The 17,794-nt window shown below is 74.0% G+C and carries 17 protein-coding genes and 1 tRNA gene; 7 read left to right on the forward strand and 11 right to left on the reverse strand.

Annotation, left to right across the window (positions count from 1 at the left end; all coding sequences use genetic code 11):
* Window positions 1–150: 150 nt before the first annotated feature.
* Entirely contained in the window at window positions 151–792 is a 642-nt protein-coding gene (locus ABDB74_RS00080; RefSeq protein ID WP_346620835.1) for a rhomboid family intramembrane serine protease, read from the forward strand.
* Here the strand turns inward: ABDB74_RS00080 and ABDB74_RS00085 are convergent.
* Window positions 789–1,202 (reverse strand): PH domain-containing protein, encoded by a 414-nt coding sequence (locus ABDB74_RS00085; protein ID WP_346620837.1) that lies wholly within the window; start codon window positions 1,200–1,202, stop codon window positions 789–791. The genes ABDB74_RS00080 and ABDB74_RS00085 overlap by 4 nt on opposite strands.
* Before the next feature lie 92 nt (window positions 1,203–1,294).
* On the opposite strand from ABDB74_RS00085, the gene ABDB74_RS00090 reads away from it, so the two are divergent.
* Entirely contained in the window at window positions 1,295–2,455 is a 1,161-nt protein-coding gene (locus ABDB74_RS00090; RefSeq protein ID WP_346620838.1) for a thiolase family protein, read from the forward strand.
* A gap of 616 nt (window positions 2,456–3,071) precedes the next feature.
* On the opposite strand, the gene ABDB74_RS00095 is transcribed toward ABDB74_RS00090, so the two are convergent.
* A complete protein-coding gene (locus ABDB74_RS00095; RefSeq protein WP_346620840.1) occupies window positions 3,072–3,344 on the reverse strand; it encodes a cell division protein CrgA in 273 nt (90 codons plus the stop codon).
* Between the two features lie 132 nt (window positions 3,345–3,476).
* Here ABDB74_RS00095 and ABDB74_RS00100 point away from each other — a divergent pair, with 132 nt between their 5' ends.
* Complete coding sequence (locus ABDB74_RS00100) at window positions 3,477–4,226, forward strand: DUF881 domain-containing protein (protein WP_346620841.1); 750 nt, start codon at window positions 3,477–3,479, stop codon at window positions 4,224–4,226.
* Window positions 4,227–4,297: 71 nt separating this feature from the next.
* On the forward strand, window positions 4,298–4,957 hold the full coding sequence (locus ABDB74_RS00105) for an aminodeoxychorismate/anthranilate synthase component II (RefSeq protein ID WP_346620842.1): 660 nt from the start codon (window positions 4,298–4,300) through the stop codon (window positions 4,955–4,957).
* 64 nt (window positions 4,958–5,021) lie between these two features.
* Here ABDB74_RS00105 and pknB read toward each other — a convergent pair whose 3' ends face one another.
* The 7 genes from pknB to ABDB74_RS00140 all read right to left on the reverse strand — a co-directional run bounded on the left by pknB (window position 5,022) and on the right by ABDB74_RS00140 (window position 14,517).
* Window positions 5,022–6,947: a Stk1 family PASTA domain-containing Ser/Thr kinase gene (gene pknB, locus ABDB74_RS00110; RefSeq protein WP_346620843.1), complete on the reverse strand. Its 1,926-nt coding sequence runs from the start codon at window positions 6,945–6,947 to the stop codon at window positions 5,022–5,024.
* A gap of 142 nt (window positions 6,948–7,089) precedes the next feature.
* On the reverse strand, window positions 7,090–8,877 hold the full coding sequence (locus tag ABDB74_RS00115) for a protein kinase domain-containing protein (RefSeq protein WP_346620845.1): 1,788 nt from the start codon (window positions 8,875–8,877) through the stop codon (window positions 7,090–7,092).
* Complete coding sequence (locus ABDB74_RS00120) at window positions 8,877–10,322, reverse strand: penicillin-binding protein 2 (RefSeq protein WP_346620846.1); 1,446 nt, start codon at window positions 10,320–10,322, stop codon at window positions 8,877–8,879. Before ABDB74_RS00120 ends, ABDB74_RS00115 begins: the two co-directional genes overlap by 1 nt.
* Entirely contained in the window at window positions 10,319–11,725 is a 1,407-nt protein-coding gene (locus ABDB74_RS00125; protein ID WP_346620847.1) for an FtsW/RodA/SpoVE family cell cycle protein, read from the reverse strand. The genes ABDB74_RS00120 and ABDB74_RS00125 overlap by 4 nt, the downstream gene beginning before the upstream one ends.
* Window positions 11,725–13,143, reverse strand: coding sequence for a protein phosphatase 2C domain-containing protein (locus ABDB74_RS00130; RefSeq protein WP_346620848.1), 1,419 nt, complete (start codon window positions 13,141–13,143; stop codon window positions 11,725–11,727). Before ABDB74_RS00130 ends, ABDB74_RS00125 begins: the two co-directional genes overlap by 1 nt.
* The gene (locus ABDB74_RS00135) at window positions 13,140–13,598 is read right to left on the reverse strand and encodes an FHA domain-containing protein (RefSeq protein WP_346620850.1); all 459 of its coding nucleotides are present in this window, start codon (window positions 13,596–13,598) and stop codon (window positions 13,140–13,142) included. The genes ABDB74_RS00130 and ABDB74_RS00135 overlap by 4 nt, the downstream gene beginning before the upstream one ends.
* Window positions 13,599–13,686: 88 nt before the next feature.
* The gene (locus tag ABDB74_RS00140; RefSeq protein ID WP_346620851.1) at window positions 13,687–14,517 is read right to left on the reverse strand and encodes a DUF3662 and FHA domain-containing protein; all 831 of its coding nucleotides are present in this window, start codon (window positions 14,515–14,517) and stop codon (window positions 13,687–13,689) included.
* A gap of 180 nt (window positions 14,518–14,697) precedes the next feature.
* Between ABDB74_RS00140 and ABDB74_RS00145 the strand changes: the two genes are divergently transcribed.
* Window positions 14,698–14,783 (forward strand) — tRNA-Leu (locus ABDB74_RS00145).
* Between the two features lie 58 nt (window positions 14,784–14,841).
* Here the strand turns inward: ABDB74_RS00145 and ABDB74_RS00150 are convergent.
* Window positions 14,842–15,327 carry a DUF1707 domain-containing protein gene (locus ABDB74_RS00150; protein ID WP_346620852.1) on the reverse strand — a complete coding sequence of 162 codons (486 nt, stop codon included), beginning with the start codon at window positions 15,325–15,327 and terminating at the stop codon, window positions 14,842–14,844.
* 127 nt (window positions 15,328–15,454) lie between these two features.
* Window positions 15,455–16,618 (reverse strand): acyl-CoA dehydrogenase family protein, encoded by a 1,164-nt coding sequence (locus ABDB74_RS00155; protein WP_346620853.1) that lies wholly within the window; start codon window positions 16,616–16,618, stop codon window positions 15,455–15,457.
* Between the two features lie 113 nt (window positions 16,619–16,731).
* Between ABDB74_RS00155 and ABDB74_RS00160 the strand changes: the two genes are divergently transcribed.
* Window positions 16,732–17,310, forward strand: a complete 579-nt coding sequence (locus tag ABDB74_RS00160; RefSeq protein WP_346620854.1) for a TetR/AcrR family transcriptional regulator — start codon at window positions 16,732–16,734, stop codon at window positions 17,308–17,310.
* Complete coding sequence (locus tag ABDB74_RS00165) at window positions 17,307–17,783, forward strand: GNAT family N-acetyltransferase (RefSeq protein ID WP_346620855.1); 477 nt, start codon at window positions 17,307–17,309, stop codon at window positions 17,781–17,783. The genes ABDB74_RS00160 and ABDB74_RS00165 overlap by 4 nt, the downstream gene beginning before the upstream one ends.
* Window positions 17,784–17,794: the final 11 nt, after the last annotated feature.

Consider the following 17,794-nt stretch of genomic DNA (forward strand, 5'->3'; position numbering starts at 1 on the left):
TGCGGCCGGCCGATCTGCCCGGAGGACATGATCCCGGCCTCGGTCGGCTTCCAGTGCCCGGAGTGCGTACGCGCCGGTGCCGCCTCCGTCCGTGCCCCGCGCCGGACGAGCGCGGTCCGGGGCGCCGCCTCCCGCTGGGGGACGGTCACGATGACGCTGATCACGGTCAACGTCGTCATGTTCGTCGTGACGGCGGTGTCGGCGGCGCTCGAGGGCTTCCCGCCGCTGCAGAACTACCGGTCGCCGGTCTTCGTCGACCTGTCCCAGTTCCCGCTGGCGGTCGAGCTCGGCGAGCCCTGGCGGCTGCTCACCGCCGCGTTCCTGCACATCGGGTTGCTCCACCTGGGCCTCAACATGCTGGCGCTGCTGGTCTTCGGCTCGGAACTGGAACGGCAGCTCGGCCGGTGGCGGTACCTGGCGCTCTACGTCGTCTCGGCGCTCGGCGGCTCCACGGCGATCCAGCTGTTCGGTGAGCCCCTCCGCCCCGTCGCGGGCGCCTCGACGGCGATCTACGGCCTCCTCGGCGCCCTGGGCGTGCTCATGGTGCTCCGCCGGCAGGACGTCCGCGGCATCCTCGTGCTGCTCGGCATCAACGTGTTCATCAGCTTCCTGCCGGGGGTCTCCCTGCTCGGGCACCTCGGCGGCCTGGTGACCGGTGCCGCCGTCGCCGGCCTGCTGGTGCTCACCCGCCGCCGGCCCGCGGGCGTGCAGGTGGCCGCCCTCGCCGTCGTCTGCGTGGCGCTGCTCGTGCTCGCCCTGGGGGTCTCCACCCTGGTCGTGGTCGACCTCTAGGCCGAGCCGGGCCGCTCCGCGTCCAGCGCACGGGCCACGGCCTCCGGATCGGCCCCGAGGTCCCACCGGCCCAGCACGACCAGCACGCCGTCGTCGGAGGGGCCGGACGACGTGTCCAGCTCCAGGGTGCGGACCGTGGTCCCCCACCGCCGGGCGGTGCGCACCCGCACGCGCAGCAGCCCCCACGGCAGGAGTCGGCGCCCGCTCAGCGTGGCGACCTCCACGCCCTCCGGCCCGGCGGCCAGGCGCGGCCGCAGGAACGCCTCCCGTCCGGCCAGCGCGAGGAGCAGCAGCGCGGCCGCCCCGACCAGGATCCGGCCGGGGGCGTCGAGCAGCAGGGTGACCGCGCCCAGCGCCACGCCGGCGCCCGCGAGCGCGGCCGGCACGAACGCCGGTGGGGACCACTGCACCGCCACAGCCTGCCAGGGGTGACACGCGACATACGATCGCCCCGGGGTGGCCGTCCGGCCGCGCCGGGCCGTCATCGACGAGGAGTGGGTCCATGCGTGATGCCGTCATCTGTGCCGCCGTCCGTACACCGGTGGGCAAGCGCGGGGGAGGGCTGTCCGGCGTGCACGCCGTCGACCTCTCCGCGCACGTCCTGAATGCCCTCGCCGAGCGTTCGGGCATCGACCCGGCCGTCGTCGAGGACGTCTTCTGGGGCTGCGTCAGCCAGGTCGGCGAGCAGACCTTCAACATCGGCCGCAACGCGCCGCTGGCGGCCGGATGGCCCGAGTCGGTGCCCGGCACCACGATCGACCGGCAGTGCGGCTCCTCGCAGCAGGCGGTCGCCTTCGCCGCGGCCACGGTCGTCAGCGGCCAGGCCGACGTCGTCGTGGCCGGCGGGGTGGAGTCGATGAGCCGGGTGCCGATGGGATCCGCGCGGGCCGACGGCGTGGCCGGCAAGCCGCTGGGCCCGCGGTTCCTCGAGCGCTACGACGGGGTGTGGCCCAACCAGGGCATCGGCGCGGAGATGATCGCCGAGCGCTGGGGCTTCTCCCGCACCCAGCTCGACGAGTTCGCGCTCGCCTCGCACGAGAAGGCCGCCAAGGCGCAGGCCGACGGTGCCTTCGACGAGGAGATCGCCCCGGTGACCCTCGACGACGGCACGGTGGTCAGCGCCGACGAGGGCATCCGCACCGGCGGCACCCTGGAGAAGCTGGCTTCGCTGAAGACGCCGTTCAAGGAAGGCGGCGTGATCAGCGCGGGCAACGCCAGCCAGATCTCCGACGGCTCGGCCGCGGTGCTCGTGACCACCAGCGAGAAGGCGCGCGAGCTCGGCCTGCGCCCGATCGTGCGCATCCACACCACCGTCATGGCCGGGGACGACCCGATCATCATGCTCACCGCGCCGATCCCGGCGACGCAGAAGGTGCTGGCCCGGTCGGGGCTGTCCATCGACGACATCGGCGTCTTCGAGGTCAACGAGGCGTTCGCGCCGGTGCCCCTGGCGTGGGCCGCCGACATCGGGGGCGACACCGGCCGGCTCAACCCGCTGGGCGGTGCCATCGCCCTGGGCCACCCGCTCGGCGGCTCGGGTGCCCGCATCATGACGACGCTGGTGCACCACATGCAGGCCACCGGCACCCGCTACGGGCTGCAGACCATGTGCGAGGGCGGCGGCACGGCCAACGCCACGATCCTGGAGCTGCTCGACGCCTGACCGCGGCGGCGTCAGCCACCGCAACGCACAGCCACCGCAACGCACAGCCACCGCAACGCACAGCCACCGCAACGCACAGCCCCCGGCCGGACCCCGGCCGGGGGCTGTCGGCGTCCCGGGGCCGGGTCGCTGTCCGAGCTGTGGACCGCGATACCGCTCCGTCACGACTCCGATGTGTTGCGTGACCGGACGGGTCCGTCCACATCCACGCCCCGGCGGAGGCGTATCCGCAGGTCAGCGGGGTATCGAACGGCTGCGGTCAGTTCCTCGCCGGCACGGACATGTCGACTCGTCCACAGCTGGGTACACAGCTGGGGACAGACTCACACTGCTGTAGTTACGCCGATGGACGCCCTGTCACACGCGCACCATCGTGCGCGAAACCGCAGGTCAGCACCCGATGCCCGCGTTCTCGCCCTCCACACTCGGTGGACAACCCTGGGGGTGGAGCGCCATGTCGACCTGTGGACGACGCCGACCGCTGTGCACAGTGTCCCCAGCCCCCGGGGAGGGGCCGACGAACGGCCCCGGGGATGCACCGAGGCCCCCGTCCCACAGCGGGACGAGGGCCTCGGTGGTGCCATCGCGAACGGCCGGCACGCGGGCCGGCGGCGGTTCAGCGCCAGCGCATCGACATGATCAGCCCGGCCACCATGGCGCCGAACCCGACCAGGAAGTTCCGCGCGCCCAGCGATGCCATGAAGGGGATCTGCTCGCCGGCGACGTAGTAGACGACGATCCAGAGCAGACCGAGCAGCATCAGGGTCACCATCACCGGTGCCCACCAGCGGGGGCTCGGCTGCAGCGCCTTCGGCTGTGACCCCCGCGAACGCAGCGCGTCCTCCGGCGGCGTGTAGCCCGACTTCTTGCGCACCTTGGACTTGGGCACGACGTACTCCCTCCCGGGGGCCGGGCTCGGTACACCCCGCCCGGATCTGTCACCCAGACTAAACTTCGGGACCTCGACCCCGTGGCACGTCGACCGATCGTGCCGCGGCCGTCCCCGTCGGAGGAGGTGGCCGTGCCCCGCTCGTCCCCGTCCGGCCGGCGCCCGTCCGCCTGGGGTGCGCTGGTCCCGGTCGTCGCGCTGGCGGCCGGCCTGCTGTTCGCCACGTCCGGGCGGACGGCGCAGGGCAGCGATCTCCGCGCGGGCGAGGTCACCGAGCTGTCGGAGCTGATCGAGGAGCGCGACTCCGCCGTCGCCCGGCAGGAGCGGCAGGTCGCCGAGCTGCAGGAGCGCGTCCAGCTGCTCACCGAGGAGGTCGCGACGCGGGACGACGCCGTCGCCGCCGCCCAGGCCGTCGGTGCCGCGAGCGCCCCCGGTGCGGGCCTCACCCCCGTCTCGGGCTCCGGAGTGGTCATCACCCTCGACGACGCCCCCCAGCGGTCCGACGGCAGCCTGCCCGGGAACGCCCGGCCGGACGACCTCGTCATCCACCAGAGCGACGTCCAGGCGGTCGTGAACGCCGTCTGGGCGGCCGGCGCCGACGGCGTCGCGATCATGGACCAGCGGCTCATCTCCACGAGCGCGGTCCGCTGCGTGGGGAACACGCTCCTGCTGCAGGGGCGCACCTACTCCCCGCCGTTCGTGGTGACGGCGGTCGCCGACGCGGACGCGGTCGAGGCCGCGCTCGCCGCCTCCCCCCAGGTCGCGGTGTTCCAGCAGGCGGTGGACGCCTTCGGTCTCACGTTCGAGGTACGCGAGCGGCCCGCGGTGACCCTCCCGGCCTACGATGGCGGCCTGACCCTGCAGTACGCCTCCGCGGGCTGAGCGTCCGGACGGGCGCCCGGTGCGGGGCCCTGCGACCGCCAGCACCCTGCAGCGAGGAGCGACCGACCGCGATGACCGCCGCCGACCGTCCGGTCCTCGTCGTCGACAACTTCGACAGCTTCGTCTACAACCTCGTCCAGTACCTGGGACAGCTGGGTGTCCGCTGCGTCGTGCGGCGCAACGACGCCGTCACCGTCGACGAACTGCCCGATCTCGATGTCGCGGGTGTCCTGCTCTCCCCCGGCCCCGGTACGCCCGCCGGGGCGGGGGTCACCGTGCCGATGGTGCGGGCCGCCGCCGACCACGACATCCCGGTGCTCGGTGTCTGCCTGGGCCACCAGGCCATCGCCGAGGCCTTCGGGGCCGAGGTGGTCCGGGCCCCGGAGCTGCTGCACGGGAAGACCAGCCAGGTGGTCCACGAGGGCCACGGGGTGCTCGCCGGCCTGCCGTCGCCGTTCACCGCGACCCGCTACCACTCCCTCGCCGTCGACCCGGCCACCGTGCCCGACGAGCTGGAGGTCACCGGCCACACGCCCTCCGGGCTGGTCATGGCGCTACGCCACCGCGAGCTGCCCCTGGAGGGCGTGCAGTTCCACCCCGAGTCGGTGCTCACCGAGGGTGGGCACCGGATGCTGGCCACCTGGCTCGCCGCCTGCGGTCTCGCCCCCGACGAGTCGGTCGTGGCCGCGGCCACCGCGGCGGCGGAACGGCTGTCCTCCGCGACCGCCTGACCGGCCCGCACGACGACGAAGGGCTCCTCCCGGATCGGGAGGAGCCCTTCGTCGTCGTGCGTCGTCAGTCGGACTCGTCCTCGATCTCTGTGCCGGGTCCGGGGTTCAGCAGGACGGTGATCTGGGTGTCCGGCGACTGGGCGGTCCCGGCCTGGGGCTCCGTGCCGATCACCTGGTTGGGTCCCACGCCCGGGTCGGGGACGTCGCTGTCCACGAACTGGACGCTCGAGAAGCCGGCGGACCGGAGGTTGGCCTCCGCGGCGGCGGGCGACTGCCCCCGGACGTTCGGCACGGTGATCTGACCGACCCCGCCGGAGACCTGCAGGACGATGCGCGTGCCGGTCGAGGCGGAGCTGCCCGGGCCCGGGGTCGTGCCGATGACCGTGCCGGCCGGCTCCGCGGAGTCGACCTCCTCGACGGTGATCTGGGCCTCGGTGAAGCCGGCGTCGGTCAGCGCCGCCACGGCCTCGGCCTGCGTCCGGCCGGTGACGTCGGGCAGGTCGACCGTCCCCGTCGACAGGCCCAGGGTGACCGTCCCGTCGGGCGACACCGTCTCGCCCACCGCCGGCTCGACGGAGGCGACGCTGCCCTCGTCCTCGAGGGAGTCCACCTGCTCGGTGTCGACGCTGCCGGTGAACCCGGCCCGCTGCAGGGCCTCCCGGGCCTGCTGCTCGGTGAACCCGATGAGGCTGGGCACGGTGATGCTGTCCGGCGCGACACCCACCACGAGGTCGACCTGGGTGCCCTCCTCGACCTGGGCCCCACCGCCGGGCGTGGTCTCGAGCACCGTTCCCTGCTGGGCCGGGTCCGCGGTCTCGCGGTCCCCGACGGTGCCGACCTCGAGGCCGGCCTCGGTGATCGCCTGACGGGCCTGCTCCACCGGCTGGCCGACCACCGGCGGTACCGCGACCTCCTGGACCACCGGAGGGGCGTCCTCCCCGCCGTTCAGCGCGATCGCGGCGGCGATGGCACCACCGAGCAGCAGGACGGCGACGACGGCGACGATCGCGATGATCCGGCGCTTGCGGCGCCGGGCCTGGTCCTCGTCGTCCCAGTCGTCGTCACCGTAGCCGCTGGCGTAGCCCCCCACGGGAGCGCCGATGACGGCGGTCTTCTCCGCGTCGCCCATGACCGGCGTCGCCTCGACCCGCTGCCCGGCCAGGGCCCGCAGCAGGTCGTTGCGCATCTCGGCGGCCGACTGGTAGCGGTTGGCGGGGTTCTTGCTCATCGCCTTGAGCAGGATGGCGTCGAGCTCCGGGGGCACGTCGGGGTTGATCGACGACGGCAGCCGCGGGTCCTCCCGCACGTGCTGGTAGGCCACCGACACCGGCGAGTCACCGGTGAACGGCGGTGCGCCGGTGACCAGCTCGTAGAGCAGGCAGCCCAGCGAGTAGACGTCGGAGCGGGCGTCCACGCCCTCGCCGCGCGCCTGCTCGGGGGAGAGGTACTGGGCGGTCCCTATCACCGCCGCCGTGGAGGTCATCGTGGCCGCCGAGTCCGACACCGCCCGGGCGATGCCGAAGTCCATGACCTTGACTGTGCCCTGCGGCGTAATCATCACGTTCCCGGGCTTCACGTCCCGGTGCACGATGCCGTTGCGGTGGCTGAAGTCCAGCGCGCCGCTGATGTCCGCGGCCAGGCTCATGGCCCGCTCGATCGGCAGCCGGCCCTCCCGGCGCAGGACGTCGCGCAGGGTCTCGCCCTCGACGTACTCCATGACGATGTACGGGGTGGCGCCGGTGGGGGTGCGGTCCTCGCCGGTGTCGTAGACGGCGACGATCGCCGGGTGGTTGAGGGAGGCCGAGGCCTGGGCCTCGCGGCGGAAGCGCACCTGGAAGGACGGGTCACGGGCCAGGTCGTGCCGGAGCACCTTGACCGCGACCTCGCGGCCGAGCCGTAGATCGCGGCCGTGGTGGACCTCGGCCATGCCGCCGCGGCCCAGCACACCGCCGATCTCGTACCGCTCACCGAGCACCTGCGGCGTGGTCATCGACGGTCCTCTCGGGCGGTTCGGTACAGCCTCCGCGGGCCAGTGGTGCGGAGTCCTCTGGCGGCGGTCGCCGCGCGCAGGGAGCCGCAGGCGAGCCTAACCGCAGGCGCTGCGGGAGAGCGGGAAGCGGGGACCTTCCGCCTCACTGGGCGTCACCTTGCGCTCCCGCTGCGTTGGCGGCCCCACCGGTCCCACCGGCCCCGCCGCCGCCGCCGCCGCCGCCGCCGCCGCCGTCGCCGGCCCCGCCGGGCGAGGGCGCCGCAGACGTCGGTGTCGACGTCGCCGTCGGGGTGGAACCGGTCGGCGTGGGGGCAGGCTGACCGGGGAGGTCGGCGTCGGGCTCGTCGTCGTCCTCCTGCTCGCCACCGCCCTCGCCGACCGGCGGCGGCGCCGACCCGGTCGGGGTGGACGTCGGCGTGCGCGAGGGCGTGGGCGAGGTCTCGGGCGCCGGCTCGGTGGTCGGCACCGGCTCCTCGTCCTCCTCCTCCTCAGGCGTCCAGCCCTCGTCGGCGACGGTCAGGGTGACCAGGGTGCCCGGGGACAGCGGGCCCTCGGGGGAGACCGCGGCGACGGCCCCCTCGTCGAGCTCGCGTCCGAGCGCCGCGAGGACGCTCTCCGCGGCCGGCCGCTGCTGCACGGTCAGGCCGTCGGCCTCGAGCTCGTCCGCGACCTCGTCGGCGTCACGGCCGATGAGGTCGGCGGCGACGACGGTGACCGCGGCCGGGGAGGCGCTGGTCGTCGTGGATGTGGTGGTCGGCTCGGCGGTGGTGCCGTCCCCGTCGCCCCGGTTCCCGGAGGACACCAGATAGGTGGTGCCGGCGAGCAGCACGAGCAGCACGACGGCGGCGGCCAGCCACGCCCACCGGCGGTTCCGGCCACCGGGCGGCGGCTCGTCACCGGGGCGCCAGTCGTCGTCGGCGTCCGGGGCCGCGTGCAGCGGAGGCATGGGGCGCCCACCGGTGCGGGGCGAGACCGTGGGCATACCGGCGGCCGGGGTGGCGAAGACCTGGGTGTGCCCGTCGGCCGACGCCCCGCCATCGACGACCCGGGTGGGGGCCGTGACGGGTGCGGCGGCGGCAGCCGCTGCGAGGGTCCCGCCGTCAGCGACCCGCCGGACCGCCTCGGCGAACGCCCGGCCGTCGGGGAACCGGTCGGCGGGGTCCTTGGCGAGGGCGCGCTCCACCAGCAGCCGCACCGCGGGCGGGATGTCGCCGGGCAGCGGCGGCGGCGGACGGTTGATGTGCGCGAGCGCGATGGCCACCTGCGAGGCGCCGTCGAAGGGCCGCGTCCCCGCGAGGCACTCGTAGCCCACCACGCCGAGCGAGTACACGTCGGAGGCCGCGTTCACCTCCATGCCCTGGGCCTGTTCCGGGGAGAGGTACTGCGCCGTCCCGACGACCATCCCGGTGCGGGTGAGCGGGGCGGCGTCACGGGCCTGGGCGATGCCGAAGTCGGTCAGCTTCACCACGCCGTCGGGCCGCACGATCAGGTTGCCGGGCTTGATGTCCCGGTGCACCACGCCCGCCCGGTGGGCGGCGGAGAGGCCGTCGGCGGACTGGCTGAGCACGTGCAGCGTCCAGTCGACCGGGAGCCGGCCCTCCTCGTGCAGGATCGTGACCAGGGGCTGGCCCTCGACGAACTCCATGACCAGGAACGCCAGGGTCTGCACGCCGCTGTCGTCGGTGGTCTCGCCGTAGTCGTAGACCGAGGCGATGTTCGGGTGGGAGAGCGCCGCGGTGTGCCGCGCCTCGTTGCGGAAGCGCGCCAGGAAGCTCGGGTCGTTGGTGTACTCGGTCTTGAGCACCTTGGCGGCGACGATGCGGTCCAGCACCCGGTCGCGGGCCTTCCAGACCTCCCCCATCCCGCCGGTCGCGATCGGGGCGGTGATCTCGTAGCGCCCGGCCAGCATGCTTCCGATACCGAGCGCCATCAGCCGCCCTGCCCCTCGAAGTAGGCCGCCATGACGTCGCCGGCGATGGGGGCGGAGAGGTCGCCACCGGTGCTGCCGCCGTTGGCGATGAAGACGGCGACGGCGATCTGCGGGTCGTCGGCCGGCGCGAAGCCCATGAACCAGTTGTGGTCGGGGACGTCGGGCCGGACCTGCGCGGTGCCGGTCTTGCCGGCGACCTCCATGCCGGGGAGGCGGGCGGCGCGACCGGACCCGCGCGCCACCACGCTGACCATCATCTCGGTGAGCTGGTCGGCCACCTCGGCCGAGATCGGCTCGCGCAGCACCTCGGGGTCGGTCTCGTCGAGCACCGAGAGGTCCGGCGCGCGCAGCTCGTCGACCAGGTAGGGCGTCATCTGGACGCCGTCGTTCGCGACCGTCGCGGCCACGAGCGCGGCCTGCAGCACCGTCATCCGGACGTCCCGCTGGCCGATGGAGGTCTGGGCGAGGGCGGCGTCGTCGATGATGTCGCCGACGGTGCTCCGGGCCACGTCGAGCGGGATGTCGAGCCCTTCGTCGTCGAGGCCGAAGGCCTCGGCCATGTCGCGGACCGCCTCCTCGCCCAGGTCGATGCCGAGCTGGGCGAAGGCGGTGTTGCAGGAGATGGTCAGGGCGTCGATCAGCGACTGCTCACCGCTGGGGCTGCACGCCGAGCCACCGAAGTTGGGGATCACCCGGCTGCTGTTGGGGAGGGGCAGCTCGCGGGGGGCCGGCACGACGGTCTCCGGCGTCAGCCCGTCCTCCAGGGCGGCGGCCGCGACGATCACCTTGAACAGCGAGCCGACCTGGTAGTTGTCCTCGATCGCGCGGTTCACCCGCGGGTCCGGGTCCTGGGCCGTGATCGCCTCCATCGCGGTCCGGATCGCCTCGGGGTCGTGGCTGGCGAGCAGGCCGGGGTCGTAGGTGGGCGTGCTGGCCATGCCCAGGATCGCGCCGGTGTCCGGGTCGAGGGCGACGACCGCGCCGGTGCGGCCCTCCAGGCCGGCCATCGCCGCCGCCTGGACCGCCGGGTCGAGGGTCAGGACGACGTCGCCGCCGGCCGGGTCGCGCCCGGTGAACAGGTCGGCGATGCGGCGGACGAACAACCGGTCGTCCTCGCCGGAGAGGACGTCGTCCATGGCGTCCTCGAGCTTGGTGTTGCCGTAGATCAGCGAGTGGTACCCGGTGACCGGCGCGTAGAGCGGCCCCTGCGGATAGGTGCGCAGGTAGGTCAGCCGCCCGTCGGTGGGCACCGACATCGCGACCTCGGTCCCGTCGACGATGATCGAGCCGCGCTCCCGGTCGTAGGTCTCGGCCAGCACCCGGGTGTTGCGGTCGTTCTGGCGCAGCGACTCGGAGCGCACGACCTGGATGATGTTCACGTTGATGATCAGCAGCGTGAACAGGACGAGCACGCTGATGGCGACCCGGCGCAGGGGGGCGTTCACGGCCGCACCACCTCCGTGGGAGCGTCGCCGAGCCGCTGCGGCGTGGCGTGCGGCGTCGCCGGCCGGCGGGCCGCGTCGCTGATCCGCATCAGCAGCGCGACCAGCACGAAGTTGGCGACCAGCGACGATCCCCCGTAGGCCAGGAACGGGGTGGTCAGCCCGGTCAGTGGCAGCAGGCCGGTCACGCCGCCCAGGACGACGAACACCTGCCAGGCGACGGCGAACGCCAGCCCGGCGGCCAGGAGCTTGCCGAACGCGTCGCGCACGACCAGCGAGCTGCGCAGCCCGCGCTCGACCAGGATCAGGTAGACCACGATCACGGCCACCAGGCCGAACAGGCCGAGCTCCTCGCCGACGGCGGCGGCGATGAAGTCGCTCTTGGCGATGGGCACCTGGTCGGGGCGGCCGCCGCCGAGCCCGGCGCCGAACAGGCCGCCGGTGCCGAGGCCGAACAACGACTGCACCAGCTGGTAGCCCGCGCCGTCGATGTAGGCGAACGGGTCCAGCCAGGTGTCCACGCGGGCGCGGACGTGGCCGAAGATCTGGTAGGAGATCAGCGCGCCGCCGGCGAACAGCGTGAGGCCGATGAACAGCCAGCTCGCCCGCTCGGTGGCCACGTAGAGCATCACCACGAAGATCCCGAACAGCAGCAGCGAGCTGCCCAGGTCGCGCTCGAAGACGAGCACCAGGATGGACAGCACCCAGGCCAGCAGCACCGGCCCAAGGTCGCGGCCCCGCGGCAGCTCCAGGCCGGCGACCTTCTTGCTGGCCAGCGCCAGGACGTCGCGCTTGTCGACCAGGTAGGCGGCGAAGAAGACGACCAGGCAGATCTTGGCGAACTCCCCGGGCTGGATGGAGAAGCCGGCGACGCGGATCCAGATCTTGGCGCCGTTGACCTCCGAGATCGAGGCGGGGAGGAAGGCCGGCAGCGCGAGCAGGACGATGCCCAGCAGCGCCAGGGTGTACGCGAAGCGGGAGAGCGTGCGGTGGTCGCGGACCACGACGAGGACCGCGACGAACAGGGCCACCCCTAGCGTGGCCCAGATCAGCTGGACCGGGGCGTCCTCACGGGTGACCGTGCTGCCGACCTGCCCGGCGGCCAGGTCGAGCCGGTGGATGACCGCCAGACCCAGGCCGACCAGGAGGGCGACCGCGGGCAGCAGCAGCGGGTCGGCGTAGGACGCCCACTTCCGGACGACGAGGTGTGCGACCACCCACAGCGCGGTGATCCAGACGCTGAACCCGGCCATCTCCGGGCGCAGCGCGCCGGTGACGGTGAGGTCGACGATCATCTGCGCGACGACGGTGATCAGGACGGCGAACGCGAGCAGCGCGGCCTCGGTGCCCCGCCGGGTGGGGGTGTCGGCCGCGGCGGCGCGGGGATCGACGACGGGGGCGGCCATCAGCCGGCCTCCCGGCAGTTCACCCCCGGCACGGACGACGAGGTCGTCCGGGCCGACGCCGCGTCCGTCGTCTCCTCGGTCAGCGGGGCCTCGGGGAGGGCCGGCTCGCCGGGGACGGCGTCCTGCGCGGTGGTGGGCGTCGCCGGTGGCGTGGACACCGCCGGGTCGGCGGTGTCGGGGGCGGTGGTGTCCGCGTCGATGCTGCGGCACAGGGGCAGCCGCTGGTCGCGCAGCGCCGCGAGGATCCGGTCGGCGTGACCGGAGTCGTCGGCGGTGATGCTGTCCTGCACCCGGCTGCGGGCCGCCGGGGTCAGGTCGGAGACCGCGAGGTCGGTGCCGCGGTCGAGCCGGTAGAAGTCCAGGCCGAGGACGGAAGCGTCCAACCCCCGGAAGACGGCGACCTGCTGGTCGTCACCGCTGCCGTTGACGCCCACGAACCAGTGGTCGAGCGCCCACACGTACGTACCGATCGCCCCCGCCACCAGCACGGTGAGAAGGGCCCCCGCCACCAGGAGGACTCGTAGCGGGCGGCGGCGGGCGGAGGGGCCGCCGCCCGTCGGCAGTGTGGGTGGCGGCGGGGGAGGAGGACCGGGATCGGCGAGCGCGGCCCGGCCGGCGGCGGACCGCGGGTCGACCTGGCGCTGCCCGACGTTGTCACCGGCAGCGCCGTCGACGACCGGATCGAAGCGCCCGTTGCCACCGGTGTCCTCGAGGACGTCGGCGACGATCACGGTGATGTTGTCCGGGCCGCCGCTGCGCAGGGCCAGCTCGATCAGCCGGTCGGCGGTGGCCTCCGGGTCGGGGTCCTTGAGGGCGTCGGCCAGGGTCTCCTCGCTGACGACGCCGGACAGCCCGTCGGAGCACAGCAGGTACCGGTCGCCGGCGCGTGCCTCGCGCATCGAGAGGTCCGGCTCGACGTCCTGGCCGTTGAGCGCGCGCAGCAGGAGCGACCGCTGCGGGTGGTGGTTGGCCTCCTCGGGCGTGATCCGGCCGTCGTCGATCAGCGTCTGCACGAAGGTGTCGTCGTGGGTGATCTGGGAGAACTCGCCGTCGCGCAGCAGGTAGGCGCGGGAGTCGCCGACGTGGCACAGCGCCAGCCGGCCACCGGCGAACAGGATGGCGGTGAGCGTGGTGCCCATGCCCTCCAGCTGGGGCGATTCGCGGATCACCTCGCGCAGGTGCTCGCTGCCCTCGTGCACCGCGGCGCGCAGCGCCTGCAGCATGTCGCCGGACGGCGCGTCGTCGTCGAGGTGCTCGAGCGCGGCGATCACGACCTTGCTCGCCACGTCACCGGCGGCGTGGCCGCCCATGCCGTCGGCCACGGCCAGCAGCCGGGGCCCGGCGTAGACCGAGTCCTGGTTGTTGCCGCGGATGAGGCCGCGGTCGGAGCGCGCGGCGTAGCGGAGAACCAGGGTCACGAACGAAGCTCCAGTGCGGTCTGGCCGATGCGGATCGGCTGGCCGGGGCCCACCAGCAGCGGGCCCTGCACGCGCTGCTGGTCGAGGTAGGTGCCATTGGTGGATCCGAGGTCCTCGACGTACCACTGGCCGCCGCGGTTGGTGAGGCGGGCGTGCCGGGAACTGGCGAAGTCGTCGGTGAGGACCAGGGTCGAGTCGTCGGCGCGGCCGATGAGGATCGGCTGGTCACCGAGGGTGATCTTGGTGCCGCTGAGCGGCCCGGCGGTGACGACCAGCGACTTGGGGCCGCGGTTGCCGCGCTTCTTGGGGGCCGACGAACGCGGCGGCACCGACGCCACGCGCCCGGGGCGGCCGCCGAACAGGTCGGCGCGCACCACGCGGAACGCGGCGAAGATGAACAGCCACAGCAGCAGGAGGAAGCCGAAGCGGAAGATCTGCAGCACCAGCTCGCTCACGGCGCCACCGCCCGCGCAGCGCTCCGGCCGGCACCGAGGCCGGGGCCCTGCTGCCGGATCCCGTTCAGCTGCGACCGCGGAGATCCGGTCACGCCCCGTCCTGCCGGTAGACCAGGACCGAGTGGCCGATGCGGATGACGTCGCCGTCGCTGAGCGGCTGCCGGGTGACGCGCCGGCCGTTGACCAGCGTGCCGTTGGTCGACCCGAGGTCCTCGACGGTGGCGACGTCCCCGTCGAGGACGACGTCGACGTGCTTGCGGCTGACCCCGGTGTCGGGGAGGCGGATGTCGGCCTCCGTGCCGCGGCCGATGACGTTGCGCCCGGTGGAGAGCTCGTGCCGCGTGCCGGGCCCGTCGACGACGAGCACGTGCGTGGTCGTCGCGCGCGAGCCGGCCCGGCCGATGACCGAGGGGTCCTGCTTGCCGGTGTCGGTGGCCATGCGGCCGCGCAACGGGGGCAGCGGGGGCAGCGGGGGCAGCGGCGGGAGCGGGGGGTGGCCGCCGACGGGGGCCGACGCCAGCGGCGGGAGGTCGGAGCGGGCGGCGGGACGGGCCGGGTCGGCGACCCGGGAGCTGACCTCGAACACGCCGGTGGTCAGCTCGTCGTCGCGCTCCAGCTCGACCGTGACCTTGTCGAAGACCTGGTAGCCCTCGTCCTCGATGTGCTCGGTGACCATGTCGGCCAGCTCGCCGGCGAGCTGGTCGGACCACTGGCCCAGGTGCTCGAAGTCGGTCTCGCCGAGGCGCACGACGTAGACGTTGGGCGCCAGCACCCGGCCCTCGCCCAGGATGGAGCGCTGTTCGTCGGCCTCGCGCTGGAGGGCCTTCGCGATCTCGGCCGGGTGCACCTTGCCCTTGAAGAGCCGGGCGAACGCCAGGCCGACCATGCCTTCGAGCCGGCGCTCGAAGCGCTGCAGCACACCCACAGTCGCTCCTCTGCGCTCGCCGGACGTCCCATTCTGCCACCCGTGATCGTAGCCGGGTCGAGCGCGCCTGACCGCCCAGCAACTCGCGACGCCCCGCACGGTGTCCTCGGCCGGCTCCGGCCCACCCCCTGCCCCGGCCCCGTGGCCGGCGACTGCTATCGTCTTCCCTCGCCAGGGCAAGTGGCGGAATGGCAGACGCGCACGGTTCAGGTCCGTGTGTCCGAAAGGACGTGGGGGTTCAACTCCCCCCTTGCCCACCAGACGCAGAGGAGCGCCGGTCCCCCACGGGGGCCGGCGCTCCGTCGTTCCCGGGCGGGCTCAGCCGGTGAGCTGCCCGTCGTCGCGCCGGCCACGGGCACCGAGACTTCCCATCAGGAGCATCGCGCCCCACGGGACGATGACCCAGAACGGCCAGAAGTAGAGGAACTGCGCGGCGACGACCGACGTGACGGCCCAGATGACCAGCACGATCAGCGCCGTGCTCGCCCACGAGCCCCAGGCCTGGCGGCCGCCGGCGTGCCCGCCCCAGGCTCCCGCCGGCCCGCGCCAGGCTCCGGCGCAGGCGGGGTGGGTGGCGTTCCGGGGTGTGGCGGGGGCAGCCGACCGGGACGTGGTCGCGCCGGAGGTGCGGGGCAGGTCGGCGGTCAGCTCGGCCAGCTCGCCGAAGGTGCGCGCGCTGTAGGCACCCGCCAGCCGCTCGTCGTACTCGGCGACGGTGAGCCGCCCCTCGGACATCGCCTGGCCGAGGAGGGCGGCGACGGCGGCGCGGTCGGTGTCGGCGGCGCGCAGGTGGGGCTCGGGCATGGCGTGCTCCTCGGGCGGGGAGTCCAGTCTGTTCCGCGGGACCGCGCCCGGTCCACTGACACCTGTCACCGGTTCCACGTGGAACTGTTCCTCGCGCGCTCGGCGTCGGTTCCGCCGACGGGAGGGCTCAGCCGGCGGCCGGCGCGACCGCGGAGGTGAGGTGGCGCCCGATGACCATCCGCTGGATCTGGTTGGTGCCCTCGAAGATCTGCATGACCTTCGCCTCGCGCATGTAGCGCTCCGCCGGGTGGTCGCGCGTGTAGCCGGCGCCACCGAGCACCTGGACGGCGTCGGTGGTCACCTTCATCGCGGCGTCGGTGGCCACGAGCTTGGCGATGCTGGCCTGCCGGGAGAACGGCTTGCCGGCGTCCTTGCGGCGGGCGGCGACCAGGTAGGTGGCCCGGGCGGACTCCACGGCGGCGGCCATGTCGGCGAGCAGGAAGGACACGCCCTGGTGCTCGGCGATGGGGCGGCCGAACGCCTCGCGCTCCACGGCGTAGCCGACGGCGACGTCCAGGGCGGACTGCGCCAGCCCGACGGCGACGGCGCTGATCCCCAGCCGGCCGGAGTCCAGGGCGCCGAGGGCGATCGCCATGCCGCGGCCGGGCTCGCCGACCAGGCGGTCGGCCGGGATCGGCACGTCGTCCAGGTGGAGCGCCGACGTCGTGGAGCCGGTGAGGCCCATCTTCTCCTCGGGCCTCGCCGCGCTCAACCCGGGCAGGTCCGGGGTGAGGTGGAAGCAGGAGATCGCGCGTTCGCCGTCGGCCGGCGTGCGGAGGAACGTCGAGTAGAAGTCGGCGTGCCCGCCGTGGGTGACCCAGGCCTTCTCGCCCCGGGCGGTCCAGCCGTCGTCGGCAGGCGTGGCGCTGGCGCGCATGGCCGCGACGTCGGAGCCCGCGTGCGCCTCGGACAGGGAGTAGGCGCCCAGGAGGGTGCCGCCGACCATCTCCGGCAGCAGGTCGCGGCGCTGCGCCTCGGTGCCGAAGTTGGCGACGGGGGAGCAGGCGAGGGTGTGCACGCTGATGCCGAGCGCGACGCTCGCCCACCGCGCGGCCAGCTCCTCGACCACCTGCAGGTAGACCTCGTACGGCTGCCCGCCCCCACCGACGTCCTCGGCGAAGGGCAGCCCCATCAGCCCGGCGTCGCCGAGCAGCCGGAAGACCTCGCGGGGGAAGCGTTCCTCGCGCTCGTACTCCGCCGCCTTCGGCGCGAGCTCGGCGTCGGCGATGTCGCGGACGAGGCCGATCAGGTCGGCGGCCTCGGGGGTGGGCAGTTCGCGCTCGACGGCCACGGTTCTCCTCCGCAGTGGCGGCCCCGCGTCCGGGAGCGGGAGACAGTACTGGCGACGGTACCGCAGTACTGTTCTGCGGTCAGGTCCATGCCGTCCGGCCGGGAGGAGGTGCCATGGAGAGCGCCGAGGGGCGGTTGACGCGCCGGCAGGCCGAGCTGCTCGACCAGCTCGAGGCGCTGTTCCTGGCCCAGGGGTTCGCCGGCTTCACCCTCGAGGACCTCGCCGTCCGGCTGCGCTGCTCGAAGAGCACGCTCTACGCGCTGGCGGGGAGCAAGGAGCAGCTGTCGCTGCGGGTGATCCGGCACTTCTTCCGCAAGGCGACGGCGGCCGTCGAGGCGCAGACCGTCACCGAGGCCGACCCCGCCCGGCGGGTGACCGCCTACCTGACCGCCGTGGCGCGCGCGCTCGCCCCCGCCGGACCGGCCTTCCTCCGCGACCTGGACGCCTTCCCGCCGGGGCGGGAGATCTACGAGCGGAACACCGCCCTGGCCGCCGGGCGGGTGCGTGAGCTGATCGCCGACGGCGTCGCGCAGGGCCGCTTCCGCGAGGTGCACCCCGCGCTGATCGCCGACACGGTCACCACGCTGATGCTCCGCATCGGCCGCGGCGACACCGGGCGCGCGACCGGGCTGGACGACGCGACCGCCTACCGGGAGCTGGCCGCCCTGCTGCTGCGCGGGATCGCCCTGTGAGGATCTCCGCCGTGATCATCGATGCGGCCGCCTGGGACGACCCCGACGTGCAGCGGCTGACCAGCGACCAGCAGGCCGAGATCCGCGCCCGGTACGGCGGCAAGGAGGAGCCGGGCCGGCCGCCGTCGGCCGCCGACGTCAGCGTCGTCCTGGTGGCCCGGGACGACGACGGCGCGGCGCTCGGCTGCGGCGCGCTGCGCGACCTCGGGAAGGGCGTCGCCGAGGTCAAGCGGATGTACGTCCCCCCGGCCGCGCGGGGGCGGGGGGTGTCGAAGGCGGTCCTCGCCGGGCTGGAGGCTGCAGCCCGGTCCCGGGGCTGGCGCACGCTGCGGCTGGAGACCGGGCCGCTGCAGCCCGAGGCGATCGGGCTGTACTCCGGCGCCGGATACCGGCCGATCGACGCCTTCGGCGCCTACACGGGGGACCCGGACGCCGTCGACTCGCTGTTCTTCGAGAAGGCCCTCGGCGACTGACCCGGGCAACG

Origin of the sequence: Blastococcus sp. HT6-4 (genome assembly GCF_039679125.1) — a bacterium.
In the GTDB taxonomy this organism is placed as follows: domain Bacteria; phylum Actinomycetota; class Actinomycetes; order Mycobacteriales; family Geodermatophilaceae; genus Blastococcus; species Blastococcus montanus.

What these genes read in the sequence shown, in the direction of transcription:
- ABDB74_RS00080 (WP_346620835.1), top strand. Translation starts at nt 151, where the DNA reads ATGACGCTGATCACGGTCAACGTCGTCATGTTCGTCGTGACGGCGGTG.
- ABDB74_RS00090 (WP_346620838.1), top strand. Translation starts at nt 1,295, where the DNA reads ATGCGTGATGCCGTCATCTGTGCCGCCGTCCGTACACCGGTGGGCAAG.
- ABDB74_RS00105 (WP_346620842.1), top strand. Translation starts at nt 4,298, where the DNA reads ATGACCGCCGCCGACCGTCCGGTCCTCGTCGTCGACAACTTCGACAGC.
- pknB (WP_346620843.1), bottom strand. Translation starts at nt 6,947, where the DNA reads ATGACCACGCCGCAGGTGCTCGGTGAGCGGTACGAGATCGGCGGTGTG.
- ABDB74_RS00115 (WP_346620845.1), bottom strand. Translation starts at nt 8,877, where the DNA reads ATGGCGCTCGGTATCGGAAGCATGCTGGCCGGGCGCTACGAGATCACC.
- ABDB74_RS00125 (WP_346620847.1), bottom strand. Translation starts at nt 11,725, where the DNA reads ATGGCCGCCCCCGTCGTCGATCCCCGCGCCGCCGCGGCCGACACCCCC.
- ABDB74_RS00150 (WP_346620852.1), bottom strand. Translation starts at nt 15,327, where the DNA reads ATGCCCGAGCCCCACCTGCGCGCCGCCGACACCGACCGCGCCGCCGTC.
- ABDB74_RS00160 (WP_346620854.1), top strand. Translation starts at nt 16,732, where the DNA reads ATGGAGAGCGCCGAGGGGCGGTTGACGCGCCGGCAGGCCGAGCTGCTC.